This window comes from Planobispora rosea (assembly GCF_014648175.1).
Taxonomy (GTDB): Bacteria; Actinomycetota; Actinomycetes; order Streptosporangiales; family Streptosporangiaceae; genus Planobispora; species Planobispora rosea.
Map to the genome: position 1 here is coordinate 1 of NZ_BMQP01000032.1, position 16,211 is coordinate 16,211.

Sequence of the window (16,211 nt, forward strand, 5' to 3'; positions counted from 1 at the left end):
CGACGCCGGCCAGGCCGAGCATGAACAGCCAGTCGACCCAGGCCTGGCCGGCCAGGCTGCTGAAGAAGCCGCCCAGGGCGTTCTCGCCGCTGCCCTTGAGGAAGCCGGTGGTGGGGCTGCCGCCGCCTGCCCAGGCCTTGGCGGCCGGGGTGGCGAAGCCCAGGCCGAACAGCTTGTCGACGAAGGCCCACAGGAACACCCAGCCCAGCGCGATGCGGGCGGCGGCCCAGGCGTAGGCGGCGGGGGTACGGCCCGCCACGGCGTGGGTTCCAGCGGAGGTGGTAACGGGGGTGACGACGTGGCCGTTGACCGGCTTACGGCCTTCGATGATGGCCATGATTGGCTCCTTTATCGGTTTCTTTCTCTCGTCACCCAGTTAATCGGCCGGCCCGGTCTTTCCCGCAGAGCCGTACGGCTCACACCCACGTCTCCAAGGTCCTGCAGTCGGTGGGACTTCCGTCCCATCCCCGCCTGCAGGAATCGTCGACGCCGAGCCGTACCAGCTCATCGGCGCAGTCGACAGCGCAAGCCGTATCCCAGCGGCGAAGGGGACGTCGACTCGCGAACCGACCTCTGACCGAACAGGGACTGAACAAGCCCTGAAAACGAGGGGTCAAGCCCCGCTTTCGGGGAGCGGACATCTCAGCGGACGGGCAGGCCGGTGACGGCGCGGCCGATGATCAGGCGCTGGATCTCGGAGGTGCCCTCGAAGATGGTGTAGATCTTGGCGTCGCGGTGGAAGCGCTCGACCGGGTGTTCGCGGGTGTAGCCGGCTCCGCCCAGGATCTGGATCGCCTGCTCGGTCACCCACACCGCGGTCTCCCCCGCCACCAGTTTGCACATCGAGCCCTCGGCCTGGTTGAAGGACCTGCCGTTGCGGGCCATCCAGGCCGCGCGCCAGGTCATCAGGCGGGCGACGTCGACGCGGGTGGCCATGTCGGCCAGGAGGAAGGCGATGGCCTGGTTCTCGCCGATCTTGCGGCCGAACTGCTCGCGCTCACGGGCGTAGTCGCGGGCGTATTCGAATCCGGCGCGGGCGATGCCGACGGCCATGGCGGCGACCGAGGGCCGCGTCGTCTCGAAGGTGCGCAGGGCCGCCTGCTCTCCGGAGCGGCCGCCCTCGCGCACCCGGGCGAGGCGGGCGTCGAGCTTCTCCTTGCCGCCGAGCAGGCACGAGCCGGGCAGGCGGACGTTGTCCAGGACGACCTCGGCGGTGTGGGAGGCGCGGATGCCGTGCTTCTTGAACTTCTGGCCCATCGACAGGCCGGGCGTGCCCGGGGGGACGACGAAGGTGGCCTGGCCCCGGGTGCCGAGCGAGGGGTCGACCGAGGCGACGACGACGTGCACGTTGGCGATGCCGCCGTTGGTGGCCCAGGTCTTCACCCCGTTGAGGATCCAGTCGCCGGAGGCCTCGTCGTAGACGGCCCGGGTGCGGATGGCGCCCACGTCGGACCCGGCGTCCGGCTCGGAGGCGCAGAACGCGCCGAGCTTGATGTCGTCGGGGGTGCCGAACATCTGCGGCAGCCACTCCCCCATCTGCTCGGAGGTGCCGCTGGCGGACAGGGCGGCGGCGGCCAGGCCGGTGCCGACGATGGACAGGCCGATCCCCGCGTCGCCCCAGAAGAGCTCCTCGAACGCCACGATCAGGCCGAGGCCGCTCGGCTCGAACCACTGCTGGGCGAAGAAGTCGAGCGAGTAGAGGCCGATCTTGGCGGCCTCCTGGATGACCGGCCAGGGAGTCTCCTCCCGCTCGTCCCATTCGGCGCCCGCGGGACGGACCACCGTCGCGGCGAACTCGTGCACCCAGTCGCGCACCTCGCGCACGTCGGCGCTCAGTTCCGGGCAGAAGCCGGTCTCGCTCATTCTCTCACTCCTCCGGGAAGACGTTACCAAGGGTAACACCCCCACACCCTACTGGCCGGTACGGCCTCCCGCGCAATCCGGGACCCCCGGTTCCCCGCGCCTGCCGGACGCCTACCTGCCCCGGATCGAGGCGAGGATTCCGGCCGCGCCCGCCGCCAGCAGCGCGGCGAGGCCGTACAGCAGGGTACGGAAGTCACCGAGGAGGGCGGCGATCTGCGGGCCGATGCTGCCGCCCAGGAAGAGGGCGAAGGTGAACAGGGCCAGAGCCGTGCCTCGCGATTCCCCCGCGAGCTGGGCCACGGACTCGTTCAGCGCGGGCCCGCCCGCGCTGATCCCGGCGACGTAGACGGCCAGCAGCAGTGCCAGACCGATCGCACCGGGTGCCGTCACGCCGACGGTGACAAGAGTGAGCGCGCACAGGATCAGGGCCCCCGCGGCGCGGGGCAGCGCCGGGACCTTGACCAGCCAGGGTGTGAGCAGCGGGACGAGGATCATCGAGGGCAGCCCGCTGGCCCGCAGCGCCAGCAGCGCGTCCGGGGTGCCGGCGGCTCCGGTGATCTGCAGGCCGGTGTAGAGGGCGACGAAACTCGCGAGCACGGTGACGGTCGCGGCGTAGCGCAACAGCAGGGCGGGCTTGGCGAGCAGGACGGGCACGGCCCGGTAGGCCGAGAGGAACGAGCCCGTGATCTCGCGGACGGGGTCGGGCAGCATGACCGCCCGCACCGCCACCGCCGCCACCGTGAAGGCGAGAGCCGACACCAGGAACATCCCCCGCCAGCCCAGCCCGTCCCCGAGCAGCTGGGCCGCGACCTGGAGCAGGACGGCGGCCGCGAGGAACCCGCTGGTCACCGAGGTGATCGCGACCATCCGGCGGCGAGGTTCGACCCGCTCGGCGAGGTAGGCCATCGCGGCCGGGGGGAACATCGCGACGGCCACTCCCTGGACCACCCGCAACGCGATCGCCGTGCCGGGGTCCGGACTCACCGCGACGAGGGCGGTGGCGACCGCCGCGATCGGCAGGCCGTACGAGAGCAGGCGCCTGCGGCCGTACCGGTCGGAGAGCGGGCCGAAGAGCAGGAAGCCCGCCGCGTATCCGGCTCCGAAGGCGGTGACGAGCCAGGTCAGTCCGCCCGCGGGGACGCCCCACCCGGCGGCCATCTCCCCCAGGAGGGGGATCACCATGTAGAGCTGGCCACTGGCGAGGCCGGCGGTGAGCACGAAGACGGAGACCGTACGGCCCAGCGGGGCGACGGCCGCGGCGGGCGGGAGGGCCGGCGCCGGGGAGGAGAGGGTTTGCGTCATGGCGGGGACGGTATCCAACCAACCAGTTGGATGTCAACCAACTAGTTGGCCAGAAGATGGTCGAGGAGACCAACCGGTTGGTGGATAAAATCGGCCCATGCCGAAGGAAGCCACCAAGGACGCCCTGCTCGCCGCCGCCCGCACCGAGTTCGCCGCGTACGGCATCGCGGGGGCGCGCGTCGACCGCATCGCCGAGCGGGCCGGGGTGAACAAGGAGCGCATCTACGGCTATTTCGGCAGCAAGGAGAAGCTGTTCGACCAGGTCGTCGTCACCGCCCTGAACGAAGTGGTCGAGGCGGTGGCGATGATGCCCGGCGACGACCCCGCCGAGTACGTCGGCAAGCTCTACGACTTCCACCTCGCCCACCCGGATCTGACCCGGCTGCTGATGTGGGAGTCGCTGCACTACCGCGACGACGACCTGCAGGGACAGGAGCAGCGCGTCGCCTCCTGGAACGGGAAGGCGACCTCCCTGGCCGCCGGCCTGGGAGCCGAGTCGTCACGCGAGACGGCACGCACCATGCTGACGCTCGTCGGCCTGGCGGTGTGGCCGACGGCCATGCCCCGGCTCAGCCGGCTCGCCCTCGGTGAGGAGACGGCGACCGAGGAGGGCAGGGCGGCGATGCGCGAGCACCTGGTCACGTTCGTCCGCGCGGCCCTCGGCCGGTGATCCCGCGCCCGGCCGGCGGCCTCCCGCCCAGCCGGTCACAGCGCGCGGTCAGCCCGCGGTACGGGCGCCGTACCCGGAGACCGTGGCCATGGGCGGGCGTTCGGCCACGGCCACGTCCCGCACCGTCGCCTCGTGGCCGTCCGCCCCGCGGCGGAACTGGGCCAGCAGGGGGGACGGGTCGTGCAGCGGGATCATCTTGTCCTGGCGTCCCAGCCTGGACCAGGCGGTCTGCAGGATCTGCGCGGCCATGACGCCCAGGGCGTCGGTGGACTGGTGGGAGTGGACCCGGCGGCCCAGGTCCACCTGGGCGAGCGCGTCCAGCCCGTAGAGGTCCAGCAGGTCGATCAGGAGGCCGAGCTCCACTCCGTAGCCGGTGACGAACGGGACCCGCTCCAGCGCCGAGCGCCGCCCGGCGTACTCCCCGGCGAGGGGCTGGACGAACCCGGCCAGCAGCGGCCAGTGCAGGTTGAGCAGGGGGCGGGCGACCAGCTCGGTGACCCGGCCGCCGCCGTTGCCGATGTCGCGCAGCGGCCGGTCGTAGCAGCCCTTGACGTAGACGACGTCCGGGTCGCCGAAGAGCGGGCCGAGCAGTCCCGTCACGAACGAGGTGTCGAACTCGCGCAGGTCGGCGTCGACGAAGACCAGCAGGTCACCGGAGGTCGCGGCGAGGGACTTCCACAGCGCCTCGCCCTTGCCGTCCAGGGGTTTCAGATCCGGCAGGATCTCGTCCTGCGCGGCCACCCGCGCCCCCGCCGCCGCCGCGCGCGCGGCGGTGTCGTCGGTCGAGCGGGAGTCGATGACCACCAGCTCGTCGACGAGCGGCACCGCGTCCATGAGATCACGGCGGATCGCGGAGACGATCTCCCCGACGGTCTCGTCCTCGTCACGGGCCGGGAGGACCACGCTGACCGTCGTGTCCTCCTTGGCCGCCAGCAGCCAGGACAGGGGCCAGTCCTCCGACGATGATGTACGGCCGCGCAGCCATGCCTCCACCTCAGGCAGCACAGCCCACCTTTCCCGTCACCTCGGAATCCACAGATATCACCCTATGGTGCACCGATTCACCCTCAGCACCGGCTCCCGCCCTCGTCCGGTGAGTGGGAAGATCAGTTCAGACCGAGCGGGAGGAGACGGCATGGACCCGGTGGCCGTACTGCGGGCCGCGCGGACTGTCAGCGCCGAACTCGACGGGCTGCTGGGCGAGGCGGCGGGCGCGCTGCGCGACAGGCTCGACCCGCTGCTCGCCGAGGAGGGGAGACGGGAACCCGAGGCACTGGCGAACACCGTCGTGATGCTGCTCGCGCAGCACGGCCCCGCCTGGGACCGGCTCGCCGCGCTCCTGCGCCTGAACGATCAGACCGCGCTCCCGGCCCCCGCGCTCCCGGGCGCCGCTCCCCCGGGCGCCGCTCCCGCGTCCCAGGCTCCCGCATCCCCTGTTCCCCCTCCCCCGGCCATCCCGGTCACCGGGGACCGGGTGCTGCCGGCGCCCGCCCAGGATGCGGCCCGGGCTCCGTCTCCGTCTCCGTCTCCGTCTCCGGCTCCGGCTCCGGAGAAGAAGCCCTCGGTGCTGCACCGGCTGACCGGCGCCCTCCGCAGGCGGCGCGGCAGGCCGGCGCAGCCCGTGCGCCGGGAGGCGTTCCCGCTGATCGAAGCGGTCGGCGAGGTCGTGGCGGGCTGGGGCCTGGAGGTCCGGGTCGGGCTCGCACCCGGAGCCGGCGGACCCGCACCCGGAGCGGACGGAACCGCGCCCGGGGCCGCTGGAAACGCCGGGGAGTCCGCGGGCGCTCCGGCGGGCGCGGCCGTCCCGCCCGAGCCGTTCGACCTGGACGTGCAGCTCATCGCCGAGGGGTTCGAGGCGCCGGGCGGGTGGCGGGTACGGCTCCGCGTGGACGAGGCGTCGCCGTACCCCGCCGCGGTCGTGAACCTGGTCGCCCGCCCGCCGGACGGGACGCAGCGGCCGGAAGGGCAGGACGCGCGGACGGCCGCCCGTCGGCTTCAGGCCGTCTACTCCGTGCGCGGGCAGGTGACCGGGTACGGCGTGCGAGCGGTCACCGTCCTCGGCTCTCCCGGCCCGGCCCGTCCGCCCGGCCCGCCCGGCCGGGACGCCGGCGCGGCCCCGGTCGCGGGCGCCCCCGTCCGCCCGCACGAGATGGCCGGCCGGTACGGCGCGCCCCCGGACGTCACCGCCGTCATCGCCCACGGCGACCGCCCGGGGCGGTTGTGGTGGACCTATCTGTCCCCCCACTTCGTCACTCCCGACCGGGCCGAGCCCTGCGAGCTGGGCGCGCCCGCCCCGGCGTACGCCCGCGACCTGATCGAGCAGGTCGCCACCCGGGCCGGGCGCTCGGACCTGTCCATCTACCTGCGCGGCGCCGGGCGGCAGGTCGCGCTGAAGATCCCGCCCGGGTTCTGGGAGCTGCTGGAGGCGGTGGCCGCGCGGATCGCGCCGCGCCCGCCGAGGATCCTGTTCCTCTCCCAGGAGCCGTACGTCCCCTGGGAGCTGGCGGCCATGGAGCACCCGCTCGACCCGTCCCTCCCGGTCTTCCTGAACTGTCAGACGGCGGTCGGCCGCTGGGCCCTGGGCGGGCGCCGGCCCGAGCTGCCGCCGCCGGTGGCCGCCACGGCGGACGCCGCCGGCCTCCGGCACGCCCTGGCGGCGCTCGGCGGGCCACCGGAGATGATCGGCCCGGCCCTGTCCGGCGGGGCCGGGATCGTGGTGACGGGCGGCCCGGCGCTCGTGCCGCGCCTGGTCGCCGGGTGCCGGGTGGGCGGCGCGCCGTTCGTCTTCCTCTCCGGGGACCACGATCCGGACGCGGCCCAGGCGCTGCTGGTGGCGGGGGCGGGCGGGGTGGCCGCCCCGCTCTGGCCGGTCGCCGCCGAGGCCGCGCGGGAGCTGGCGGCGCAGCTCCACGGGCGCGGCCTGTCCGGGGAGGCGCCCGCCGAGGTCCTGCGTTCCCTGCGCTGCGCGGGCTCGGCGGCGGCGCTGGCCTACCGGTTCTGCGGTCACCCGGCGGCGGTCCTCATCCCGCCGGCCCTCGCCCCGTCTCAGCCGCTGGCGTGACGCTCCAGGAAGGAGTAGACGTCGGCCTCGTCCACGCCGGGGAAGGAACCGGGCGGGAGCGCGGCCAGGACGTGGGAGTTGGCGCGGGCCGAGGGCCAGGCGTAGCCCTCCCAGCGCTGGGTCAGCTCGGTGGGCGGGCGGCGGCAGCAGTCGCCGGTGGGGCAGTCGGACTTGGTGCGGTTGACGGTCTCCCGGCCGCGGAACCAGCGTGACTCGCGGTACGGCACGCCGAGGGTGATGGCGAAGTCCCGCTCGCGGCTCGGGTCCACGTGGGCGACGCAGAAGTAGGTGCCGGTCGGCGAGTCGGAGTACTGGTAGTAGACCGAGAAGCGGTCGGGCGAGGCGAAGACCTGCCGGCCCGACCACTGCAGGCACATCCGCTGGCCCTCGATCGCGCCCTGCTCGTCGGCGGGGAAGACGATGCCGTCGTTCTCGTAGGCCTTGTAGATGATCCCGCCGGCGTCGTTGCGGACGAAGTGGCAGACCAGGTCGAGGAAGTGGGTGGCCAGGTTGGTGAAGCGGTGCGCGGCCATCTCGTAGGAGACGGCGAACACGTCGCGCAGGTCCTCCACGCTGAGCGCCCGGTCCTGCTTGGCCTCCCGCAGGTACGGGACGGCGGCGGCCTCGGGCACGAGCACGGCGGCGGCGAAGTAGTTGGCCTCGGTCCGCTGCCGCAGGAAGTCGGCGAAGTCGCGGGGCTTGTGGTGGCCCAGGGCCAGGTGGCCGATGGTCTGCAGCAGGATCGTGCGGGGGGTGTGCATGCCGAGCTGCTCGTGCTTGACGTAGATGCGCCGGTTGCGCAGGTCGGTGATCGAGCGGACCGTGCGAGGCAGGTCCTGGACGGTCTGCACGGTGTAGCCGAAGTGCGTGACCAGCGCCTGGACGGTGCTCTGCGACAGCGCCCCGCTCCGGTAGCCGACCGCGGCGAGCGCCTCGGCCGCCGCTTTCTCGATCTCGGGGAAGTAGTTGCCCTGCTCGCGCTGCTTGCGGCGGAGCTCGGCGTTGGCGACCCGGGCCTCCTCGGGGGTCGCGGTGCCCTTGGTCTCGCGTGAGCGCAGCTCGCCGTACAGGCCGAGGATGTGTTCGAGCACATCGTTGGGCACGCGCGCGGACACCTTCAGCCGGGCCAGGCCGAGCCTGGCGTACAGCGGGTCGCGCTGGGCCTCCTCCAGGGCCATCTCCAGCTGGGCCCGGCGGTTGGGGGCCTGACGGCGCAGCAGTTCCTCCACCGGCACGCTCAGGGCGGCGGCCAGGCCTTTGAGGAGGGAGAGTTTCGGCTCGCGCTTGCCGTTCTCCAGCAGGGAGAGCTGGCTCGGTGCCCGGCCGACCCGCTCGCCCAGGTCGGAAAGGGTGAGCCCGCGCTGCTTGCGCAGGTGTCGGAGCCGCTGCCCGAAGGCGATGAGATCAAGCTCCTGCGTCAAAGACAGCGGTTCTTCCCCCACCAAGGATCCCATGCTCTGATCCTAGGGGAAATTTCAAAGTATTTTCTACCCCGCTCGCCATCCCCGGGCCGGACGGCCGCCAGCCACACTCTCGGCAGGCGACCCTCCGAGCCCCTCGCTCCAGTGGCCTGGACCACAGCCCGGATTGGTCTAGTCCATAGCGAAAACTCTGAAGTTCTTCTCCACTGAATACTATCCAGTATTCACTTACCAAGAAAAAACGTCGTTCTTTCCGCAAAAACGGCCTTGTTTGCCCGTTTCGATGGGGAACACACTTCTCAGCAAGGCACCCAGGGGACGACAAGGAGTGAAAAATGAACGATCGCCTCAAGGGAGCCGCAGACGAGCTGCGGCGCGAGTGGGAGACCAACCCTCGCTGGAAGGGCATCGAGCGGTCCTACACCGCTGAGGACGTGGTCCGGCTGAGGGGTTCGGTCCAGGAGGAGCACACGCTCGCCCGACTCGGCGCCGAGCGCCTGTGGGACCTGCTGCACACCGAGGACTATGTGCACGCGCTCGGTGCGCTGACCGGCAACCAGGCGGTCCAGCAGGTCAAGGCCGGTCTGAAGGCGATCTACCTGTCCGGCTGGCAGGTGGCGGCCGACGCCAACCTCGGCTCGCAGACCTACCCGGACCAGAGCCTCTACCCGGCCAACTCGGTCCCGGCCGTCGTGCGCCGCATCAACAACGCGCTGCTCCGCGCCGACCAGATCACCTGGTCCGAGGGCGACGAGAACGCGCCGCACTGGCTGGCTCCGATCGTGGCCGACGCCGAGGCCGGTTTCGGCGGCGTGCTCAACGCCTTCGAGCTGATGAAGGGCATGATCGCCGCCGGTGCGGCGGGCGTGCACTGGGAGGACCAGCTCGCCTCCGAGAAGAAGTGCGGCCACCTCGGCGGCAAGGTGCTGATCCCGACCGGCCAGCACGTCAAGACCCTCAACGCGGCCCGCCTGGCGGCCGACGTCCTGGGTGTCCCGTCTCTGATCATCGCGCGGACCGACGCTCAGGCCGCGACGCTGCTGACCACCGACGTGGACCCCCGCGACCGGGCCTTCACCACCGGCGACCGTACGGCCGAGGGCTTCTACCGCGTGCGCAACGGCGTCGACGCCTGCATCGCCCGCGGCCTGGCCTACGCCCCCCACTCCGACCTGCTCTGGATGGAGACCTCCACCCCGGACCTGGACGTGGCCCGCGAGTTCGCCGAGGCCATCAAGTCGCAGTACCCGGACCAGATGCTGGCCTACAACTGCTCGCCTTCCTTCAACTGGAAGAAGCACCTGGACGACTCCACCATCGCCAAGTTCCAGCGCGAGCTCGGCCACATGGGTTACAAGTTCCAGTTCATCACGCTGGCGGGCTTCCACTCGCTCAACTACTCGATGTTCAACCTGGCCCAGGGCTACGCCAACGACGGCATGACCGCCTACGTCGAGCTCCAGGAGGCCGAGTTCGCCGCCGAGTCGCGCGGCTACACCGCCACCCGCCACCAGCGCGAGGTCGGCACCGGTTACTTCGACCTGGTCAGCACGGCCATCGCGCCGGACTCCTCCACCACGGCCCTGAAGGGCTCCACGGAGGAGGAGCAGTTCGAGGCTCACTGACTCGGACACTGGTTCGCATCGAGCCCGCCCGGACACGTCCAGGGCATGGGATGGTTCCCCCCGGGCGGGCTCGATGACCAGGTCGGGACCGAGGCCCCGCCGCACGGACTTTCCCCCCGAGTCCGCACGGCGGGGCCTCGCGCATGCGGTGATCGCCCAAATCTGTCATCCAATTCACGATTTGATGGGGTTACCTCTATTCCATTGGGATATGCCCAGATGGTTACCCCGTCCTTACCTTGCTCTCCGTAGCCTCGGTCTCATGGGTATCTGGCGAGGGCCGAGCGGCATCCAGGTGGAAGCGATCATGCGGAACGACCAGCCCTGCCTGCGCGTCACCCGGACAGTCGGCCACCGGCGGATGCTGGTCGCCTACTGCGCCGACGTCACCGAGGTGAACCGGTACGTGGACCTGGCGGAACTGGTCCCGGCGGAGGAGTCCTCCGACGAGCCGGTCCTCGGCCGCACGCGCGTCTGACCTCGGCTCCGGGGCCCCGGCGATCCCCGGCGGCCCCCGGCGATCCGGAGCGGGCGGCCGGGCGGCCGGGCGGCCGGGCGCACAACCATAGGCGTTCCCGCGACGATGTGAACCGCCGTGACGCGCGGAGCGTCGCTGTAGGCGAGGAGGCCCGATGGAAGTCCTGGACGGCCTCGCAGACGAAGACCTCCGCCTGGAGCTCGTCCTCGTCGAGGCCCTGCACTGGGAGGCGGAACGGCTGGCCGGACAGCCCCCACGTCCCTGATCCGTCACGGAGCGCCAGAGCACCGGGACGGAGCGCGAGCGGTGCCCGCCGTCCGCCGGGACGGCGGGCACCGCTCGCGCCGGCACCGTCCCCCCGGCGCTGTTCCGCGACCCGGACTTCCCCGTAATGTTGGCTCTCCCGGGCACACACGAGGAAACAGGGCATGAACAAGCGCGAGCTGATCGAGAAGGCCGCGGCGGAGGCGGGCCTCACCCGGCGGCAGACCGCCGCGGCGCTGGAGGCGATCCTGGACACCATCCAGCACGCCGTCGCCGCCGAGGACAAGGTCGCGATCCCCGGTTTCGGCTCCTTCGAGATCGTCCACAAACCCGCACGCACCGGACGTAATCCGCAGACCGGCGAGCCGCTGGAGATCGCCGAGACCTGGACGGCGAAGTTCAAGCCCAGTCCCGGGTTCATGGGACTGATCCGCCAGCGCAAGAAGGACTGACCCGGCGCCCGGCCCGGGTTCAGCGGTCGCGTACGGCCCGGGCGTACCAGCGGCCGTCCAGGTGGTCGATCCGGAGCGGACGGCCGAAGCACTCCGACAGGCCGGCGCTCGTGAGGACCTCCCCCACCGGCCCCGACGCCAGCACCCTGGTGTCGCGCATCAGCAGGGCGTGCGTCGTGGTGGCCGGGACCTCCTCCAGATGGTGCGTGACGGTGACCGTGGTCAGCGCCGGGCGGGTCGCGGCGAGTTCCTCCACCGCGGCGATCAGGTCCTCCCGGGCGGGCAGGTCCAGCCCGGCGAACGGCTCGTCCAGCAGCAGGACCGCCGGCTCGGCCATCAGCGCCCTGGCGACCCGGATCCGGGCCCGTTCCCCCTGGGAGCAGACGCGGAACAGCCGCTCGCCCAGGTCCTTGCAGCCCATGTCGGCCAGGAGCCGGTGCGCGCGCTCGTGTTCGGCCGGGCCGTACCGGTCCCAGAGCGGGGCGCTGGTCCCCGTGTGACCGGTGAGGACGACGGTGTGCGCGGTGGCGCCCTCCTCCTCCAGGAGTTCCTCGTCGACGAGTCGCTGGCTGGCCGCGACCAGGCCGATGCACCGGCGCAGCTCGCGCAGGTCGACGCGGCCCAGCCGCTGGCCGAGCACGGTGACCGCGCCCTGGCTGGGGTGCCGTACGGCCGCCGCCAGCGACAGCAGCGTCGTCTTGCCCGCGCCGTTGGGCCCCAGCACCACCCAGTGCTGGCCGTACTCCACCCGCCAGTCGACATCCGCCAGAAGCGCCCTGCCGACCACCCGGACCCCGACAGCGTTCAGTTCGATCGCCCCTGACACGGATGCCCCCTTCGGCTCGGTTCGAGCGCTCACCCTAACGGATCAGCCGCGCCCCGCCCCGCGGGGCATGAGCCGGGGCGGCGGGGCATGGGCCGGGCCGCCGCCGGTGAGCCGGGGCCGCCGTCAGTCCCCGATCTGGGCCTGGGGACTGGGCGAGGGAGAGGGCGTGGCGGTCGGGGTGACGGACGGGGTCGGCGTCGGGGTCTCCCCGTCGCCGGTCTGCGGGATCTGGGTGAAAGAGGGCTTCGGGCTGCTGCCCGGCGGGCAGTCCGCCCTGTTCCTCCTGCCGTTCCCCCCGCCCTTCGGCCGGCTGTTCTCGCAGGTCTGCGGCTCCTCGGTGTCTCCCGGGCCGTCGTCGGGGATCCCGGGATCGTCCGGCGCGCCCGGCGGTCTCTCGGGGAAGGGCTCCTCCCGGTCGCCGACGACGTCGGGCGCCGGAACCGTTCGCGTGGTGGTGACCATGATCGTGGACGGGGTGGGCGCGTCCGGGGGCCGCACCCGGCCCGCCGGCGGGTGGGTCCCGCGGAAGGTCGAGTCCGTGCTCGGCCCGTCGGCCGGGATCACCATCGGCACGTGCTCAGGCGGTCCGCCGCCGAGGGCCCGGCCGTCGGCGTTCCCGGTGGCGACCACGGTGATCGCGGCCAGCGAGACGGCGGCCAGCGCCGCGAAGCTCGCCTGGGGAAGGTGCGCGCCCCGGCTCGGCGCGGCCCGGCGGGACTGTTTGATCGGCATCGAGGGGTGCTCCCGGATCGGCGCCCCGCCGCCGTCCGGGCCCGGCGCGGCGGAGACAGGGCCGAGCGCGGCGGCCGGGACCGGGAAGCCCGACGACCACGACGCCGAGGACGCGGACGGCGCCGAGAGCGGCCCGCCGGCCGCCAGCCGTACCCGGCCGCCTCCCGCCGGGTACGGCACCGGCGTCCAGATCTCGGCCAGCACCTCGGCGACCGCCTCACGCAGGTCCCAGGGATCGCCGATGCCGCCCGCGGCGAGCAGCGCGCCGAGCAGGTCCCGCGCCCGCGGCCGCCGCTCGGGTTCCTTGGCCAGGGCCGCCACGACGGCCGGGCGCAGCATCTCGGGGACCCCGGAGACACGGGGCGGCTCGACCAGGATCCGCCGGGTCAGCACGTCGGGTTCGCCCGAGCCGAACGGGTGGTGACCGGCCGCGGCGTAGGCGACCAGGCAGCCCCAGGCGAAGACGTCGGAGGCGGGCAGGGCGGGACCTCCGACGAGCCGTTCCGGGGCGACCCAGCCGGGGCTTCCCATGACCTGCCCGGCCTGGGTGTGCACGGCGAGGGTGTCCACGTCCCTGGCGATCCCGAAGTCGATCAGCCGGGGGCCGGTGTCGGACAGCAGCACGTTGCCCGGCTTCAGGTCGCGGTGGACCAGCCCGGCCTCGTGCACCGCGGCCAGCGCGGCGGCCGTGCCGAGGGCGACGCCGTAGGCGAGGTCGGGGGTGAGGGCACCGCGCGCGGCCACCACCTGGGACAGCGCGGGGCCCGGGATGTACTCCGAGACCAGGTAGGGCCGTTCACGATCGGTGCCGTCCTCCACCACCGCCGCGGTGCAGAACGGCACCACCCGCCGGGAGAACTTCACCTCCTCGGCGAAACGGGCGCGGAGCGTGGCGTCGTTGAGGTGGACCGGGTGCGGCGTCTTGAGCGCCACCAGGCCGCCCTGGGGGTGTTCGGCCAGGTAGACGATCCCCATGCCACCGGTGCCGAGGCGGCCCAGCAGGAGGTAGCGGCCGATGATGACCGGGTCCCCGACGGTCAGCGGCCGCACGCCAGGCGGCATGCCACTCGTGGGGCCAGTTCCGCCACGTGCCATCCGGATCAAGCCTCTCTGTACGAGCTACGGCAAGCACACTGTGGCGGGATCGGAGCGCTGTTCGCTTCTGACTAGTCATAAGGGATATGGCCGGTAAGGTCACTGATCCCCCAAGGTAAGTAACCATTGTGAGTCATGTGACTAGATATCCTGATGTGACCTGGGGAAACGGCGGCCGGGAGCCCTCAGGCGGCGGCGGAACCGGCTCCGGTCGTACGGTCTCCGGAGAGGGCCCCGCCGGTGACGGCCTCCCGCACCTCGGCCTCCCGTGCCTCCGCGTCCCGGGCCGAGCACCGCTGGACCGCCGCGAGGAAGCGGGCGATGTGCTGGAAGGCCCGCCGGGCCTCGGGCAGGACGTCGGCGAGGATGGGGAAGACGTGCGGCATCCGCCGCCACTCCTCGTAGGTGACCGGGACCCCCGCGGTGCGGGCCCGCTCGGCGACCCTGCGGCCCTCGTCGCGCAGGACCTCCGTCGAACCGGTGACCACCATCAGCGGGGGCAGGCCGGCGTAGTCGCCGAAGACCGGGGAGACCAGCGGGTCGCGGGCGTCGAGCCCGGCGGTCCAGCGGCGGGCGAGCCATTCGATGCGGCCGGCCGGCAGCAGCGGGTCGATCAGGCGGTTGGTCCGTCGCGGGGTGTCGCTGAGGTCGGTCCACGGGGACAGGCACACCGCGGCGGCCGGCAGCGGCGTCTCCCGGTCGCGCAGCGCCAGCAGGGTGGCCAGCGTGAGGTGCCCCCCGGCGGAGTCACCGGCCACCAGGACGTCGGCGGGGTCGTAGCCGCGCTCCAGCAGGCACTCGTAGGCCGCGACGGCGTCCCGGAGCGACTCGGCCAGCGTGTGGACCGGGCCCTGCCGGTAGTCGACGGCCAGCACCGGGCACCGGGCGGCGACCGACATGCGCCAGGTGATCGGGCGGTGGGTGGCCGGGGAGCAGACGAAGTAGCCGCCGCCGTGCAGGTAGAGCAGGACCTTGCTCTCGTCGAGGCCGCGCCCGGCGCGGACCCACTCCCCCGCGCACCCCCCGACGCGGTCACGCGCGAGGCTCACGTGCGGGGGCAGCCGGAGCGGCGCCTTCCCGGCGAGGGCGGTCAGGCGCGCGGCGGCGGCCACACTGAGATCGGAACGGAGCAGGAGGCCGGAGATCGGTTTGACCGTACTCCACATGAGCGCGTTGAGGGCGGTGGCCTGCCAGCTGACGGGGTAACCGGGACATACGTCCACGTCGAGCTCATCGCGCATGCGGGAACCTCCTGGCAGGAGGATTCCCCGTCAGAACTTCGTTCTACCATGCACGGGATATATCGCAAGAGTTACGCCCATATATCGTCTTTCCGCACCGGCTCCTCCCACCCCCTTCTCTCCCAGGCCGCCGGATAATCCGTTGTCCCGGCCCAGAGCGGCGAGGAAAATCTGAGGGTTGCCCCGACGACACCCCGAGGAGGCCGCCTTCCCACTCCGCGCCCGCTTCCCGTCCCGGCCGCGGCCACCGTCCCGAGCCCGCCCGCCGCGCCACTCCGGCCTGCCCTTCTCCGGCCTGCTGTCCCGCACCCGGCTCCCCCTCTACGCGCGCATCGCCTGGTACGGCTTCCGCCGCCACTCCGCCTACCGCACCGCCGCCCTCGCCGGGGCCTTCACCAACACCGTCTTCGGCATCCTGCGCGCCCACGTCCTGATCGCCCTGTGGGAGGCCCGTCCCGGCCTGGCCGGATACGACGTCGCCGACGCCGTCACCTTCTGCTTCCTCAGCCAGGCGTTCATCGGCCCGATGCAGCTGTTCGGCGGCGGGCTCCAGCTCGCCGAGCGGGTACGCGGCGGCGACGTCGCCGTCGACCTCGCCCGCCCCGCCTCCCTGCAGGCCTGGAACCTCGCCGACGACCTCGGCCGCGCCGCCTACCTGCTCCTGCTGCGCAGCGTGCCGCCGACCCTCGTCGGGGCCGCCCTGTTCGGCATCGTCTTCCCCACAGAACCCGCCGCCTGGGTCTTCTTCACCGTCAGCTTCGTCCTCGGTGTGGTCGTCAGCTTCGGCTGGCGCTACCTCGTGGCGCTGTCGTCCTTCTGGATCGTCGACGACCGGGGCACGCAGTCGCTGTCCCTGGTGCTGATGATGTTCTTCAGCGGCATGGTCCTGCCGCTGAACCTCTTCCCCGGCTGGCTCGGCACCCTGGCGCAGTCCCTTCCCTGGGCGGCGATGGTGCAGATCCCCGCCGACGTCTACCTCGGCAAGCGGGACGCGCTGGAGGCGTTCGCCCTCCAGGCCCTGTGGGCGGCGGCGCTGCTGGTCCTGGGCGCCCTGGCCACCCGCGCCGCCCGGCGCAAGGTGGTGGTCCAGGGTGGATGACCGCGCGAGACCCCACGCCGGACCCCGCGCGGGATCCCGTACCGGACCCCGTACGAGACCCCGCGCCGGATCCCGCGAGGCC

Annotated in this window: 13 protein-coding genes and 1 pseudogene; 6 read left to right on the forward strand and 8 right to left on the reverse strand. The window is 72.6% G+C overall.

Annotated elements, in window-relative coordinates:
- The 3 genes and pseudogenes from IEZ08_RS27080 to IEZ08_RS27090 form a co-directional block, all read right to left on the reverse strand.
- Positions 1-337: pseudogene (locus tag IEZ08_RS27080) on the reverse strand (hypothetical protein); the annotation flags it as partial.
- 305 nt (positions 338-642) lie between these two features.
- Complete coding sequence (locus IEZ08_RS27085) at positions 643-1,863, reverse strand: acyl-CoA dehydrogenase family protein (RefSeq protein ID WP_068923083.1); 1,221 nt, start codon at positions 1,861-1,863, stop codon at positions 643-645.
- 111 nt (positions 1,864-1,974) lie between these two features.
- Entirely contained in the window at positions 1,975-3,165 is a 1,191-nt protein-coding gene (locus tag IEZ08_RS27090) for an MFS transporter (RefSeq protein WP_189243249.1), read from the reverse strand.
- A 97-nt stretch (positions 3,166-3,262) separates the two neighbouring features.
- Between IEZ08_RS27090 and IEZ08_RS27095 the strand changes: the two genes are divergently transcribed.
- Complete coding sequence (locus IEZ08_RS27095) at positions 3,263-3,835, forward strand: TetR/AcrR family transcriptional regulator (protein WP_068923081.1); 573 nt, start codon at positions 3,263-3,265, stop codon at positions 3,833-3,835.
- A 48-nt stretch (positions 3,836-3,883) separates the two neighbouring features.
- On the opposite strand, the gene IEZ08_RS27100 is transcribed toward IEZ08_RS27095, so the two are convergent.
- Positions 3,884-4,840, reverse strand: a complete 957-nt coding sequence (locus IEZ08_RS27100) for a glucosyl-3-phosphoglycerate synthase (RefSeq protein WP_068923080.1) — start codon at positions 4,838-4,840, stop codon at positions 3,884-3,886.
- 130 nt (positions 4,841-4,970) lie between these two features.
- Here IEZ08_RS27100 and IEZ08_RS40350 point away from each other — a divergent pair, with 130 nt between their 5' ends.
- Positions 4,971-6,896, forward strand: a complete 1,926-nt coding sequence (locus IEZ08_RS40350) for a hypothetical protein (protein WP_189243250.1) — start codon at positions 4,971-4,973, stop codon at positions 6,894-6,896.
- Here the strand turns inward: IEZ08_RS40350 and IEZ08_RS27110 are convergent.
- On the reverse strand, positions 6,881-8,350 hold the full coding sequence (locus tag IEZ08_RS27110; protein WP_068923078.1) for a helix-turn-helix domain-containing protein: 1,470 nt from the start codon (positions 8,348-8,350) through the stop codon (positions 6,881-6,883). The two genes, IEZ08_RS40350 and IEZ08_RS27110, sit on opposite strands and share 16 nt — an antisense overlap.
- Positions 8,351-8,652: 302 nt before the next feature.
- Here IEZ08_RS27110 and aceA point away from each other — a divergent pair, with 302 nt between their 5' ends.
- From aceA to IEZ08_RS27125, 3 genes are all read left to right on the forward strand, one after another.
- Positions 8,653-9,942 (forward strand): isocitrate lyase, encoded by a 1,290-nt coding sequence (gene aceA / locus IEZ08_RS27115; protein ID WP_068923077.1) that lies wholly within the window; start codon positions 8,653-8,655, stop codon positions 9,940-9,942.
- A 262-nt stretch (positions 9,943-10,204) separates the two neighbouring features.
- The gene (locus tag IEZ08_RS27120) at positions 10,205-10,420 is read left to right on the forward strand and encodes a hypothetical protein (protein ID WP_141703875.1); all 216 of its coding nucleotides are present in this window, start codon (positions 10,205-10,207) and stop codon (positions 10,418-10,420) included.
- 428 nt (positions 10,421-10,848) lie between these two features.
- Positions 10,849-11,136 carry an HU family DNA-binding protein gene (locus tag IEZ08_RS27125; RefSeq protein ID WP_068923076.1) on the forward strand — a complete coding sequence of 96 codons (288 nt, stop codon included), beginning with the start codon at positions 10,849-10,851 and terminating at the stop codon, positions 11,134-11,136.
- A 19-nt stretch (positions 11,137-11,155) separates the two neighbouring features.
- Here IEZ08_RS27125 and IEZ08_RS27130 read toward each other — a convergent pair whose 3' ends face one another.
- From IEZ08_RS27130 to IEZ08_RS27140, 3 genes are all read right to left on the reverse strand, one after another.
- Positions 11,156-11,962 (reverse strand): ABC transporter ATP-binding protein, encoded by an 807-nt coding sequence (locus tag IEZ08_RS27130; RefSeq protein ID WP_203863498.1) that lies wholly within the window; start codon positions 11,960-11,962, stop codon positions 11,156-11,158.
- Between the two features lie 123 nt (positions 11,963-12,085).
- A complete protein-coding gene (locus tag IEZ08_RS27135) occupies positions 12,086-13,756 on the reverse strand; it encodes a serine/threonine protein kinase (RefSeq protein WP_176728462.1) in 1,671 nt (556 codons plus the stop codon).
- Between the two features lie 218 nt (positions 13,757-13,974).
- Entirely contained in the window at positions 13,975-15,030 is a 1,056-nt protein-coding gene (locus IEZ08_RS27140; RefSeq protein WP_084780012.1) for an alpha/beta hydrolase, read from the reverse strand.
- 178 nt (positions 15,031-15,208) lie between these two features.
- Here IEZ08_RS27140 and IEZ08_RS27145 point away from each other — a divergent pair, with 178 nt between their 5' ends.
- On the forward strand, positions 15,209-16,129 hold the full coding sequence (locus tag IEZ08_RS27145) for an ABC transporter permease (protein WP_307815505.1): 921 nt from the start codon (positions 15,209-15,211) through the stop codon (positions 16,127-16,129).
- Positions 16,130-16,211: the final 82 nt, after the last annotated feature.

Coding starts and splice junctions, on each gene's coding strand:
- IEZ08_RS27140 (WP_084780012.1), bottom strand. CDS start 15,030: ATGCGCGATGAGCTCGACGTGGACGTATGTCCCGGTTACCCCGTCAGC.
- IEZ08_RS27090 (WP_189243249.1), bottom strand. CDS start 3,165: ATGACGCAAACCCTCTCCTCCCCGGCGCCGGCCCTCCCGCCCGCCGCG.
- IEZ08_RS27085 (WP_068923083.1), bottom strand. CDS start 1,863: ATGAGCGAGACCGGCTTCTGCCCGGAACTGAGCGCCGACGTGCGCGAG.
- IEZ08_RS40350 (WP_189243250.1), top strand. CDS start 4,971: ATGGACCCGGTGGCCGTACTGCGGGCCGCGCGGACTGTCAGCGCCGAA.
- IEZ08_RS27120 (WP_141703875.1), top strand. CDS start 10,205: ATGGGTATCTGGCGAGGGCCGAGCGGCATCCAGGTGGAAGCGATCATG.
- aceA (WP_068923077.1), top strand. CDS start 8,653: ATGAACGATCGCCTCAAGGGAGCCGCAGACGAGCTGCGGCGCGAGTGG.
- IEZ08_RS27125 (WP_068923076.1), top strand. CDS start 10,849: ATGAACAAGCGCGAGCTGATCGAGAAGGCCGCGGCGGAGGCGGGCCTC.
- IEZ08_RS27110 (WP_068923078.1), bottom strand. CDS start 8,350: ATGGGATCCTTGGTGGGGGAAGAACCGCTGTCTTTGACGCAGGAGCTT.
- IEZ08_RS27135 (WP_176728462.1), bottom strand. CDS start 13,756: ATGCCGCCTGGCGTGCGGCCGCTGACCGTCGGGGACCCGGTCATCATC.
- IEZ08_RS27095 (WP_068923081.1), top strand. CDS start 3,263: ATGCCGAAGGAAGCCACCAAGGACGCCCTGCTCGCCGCCGCCCGCACC.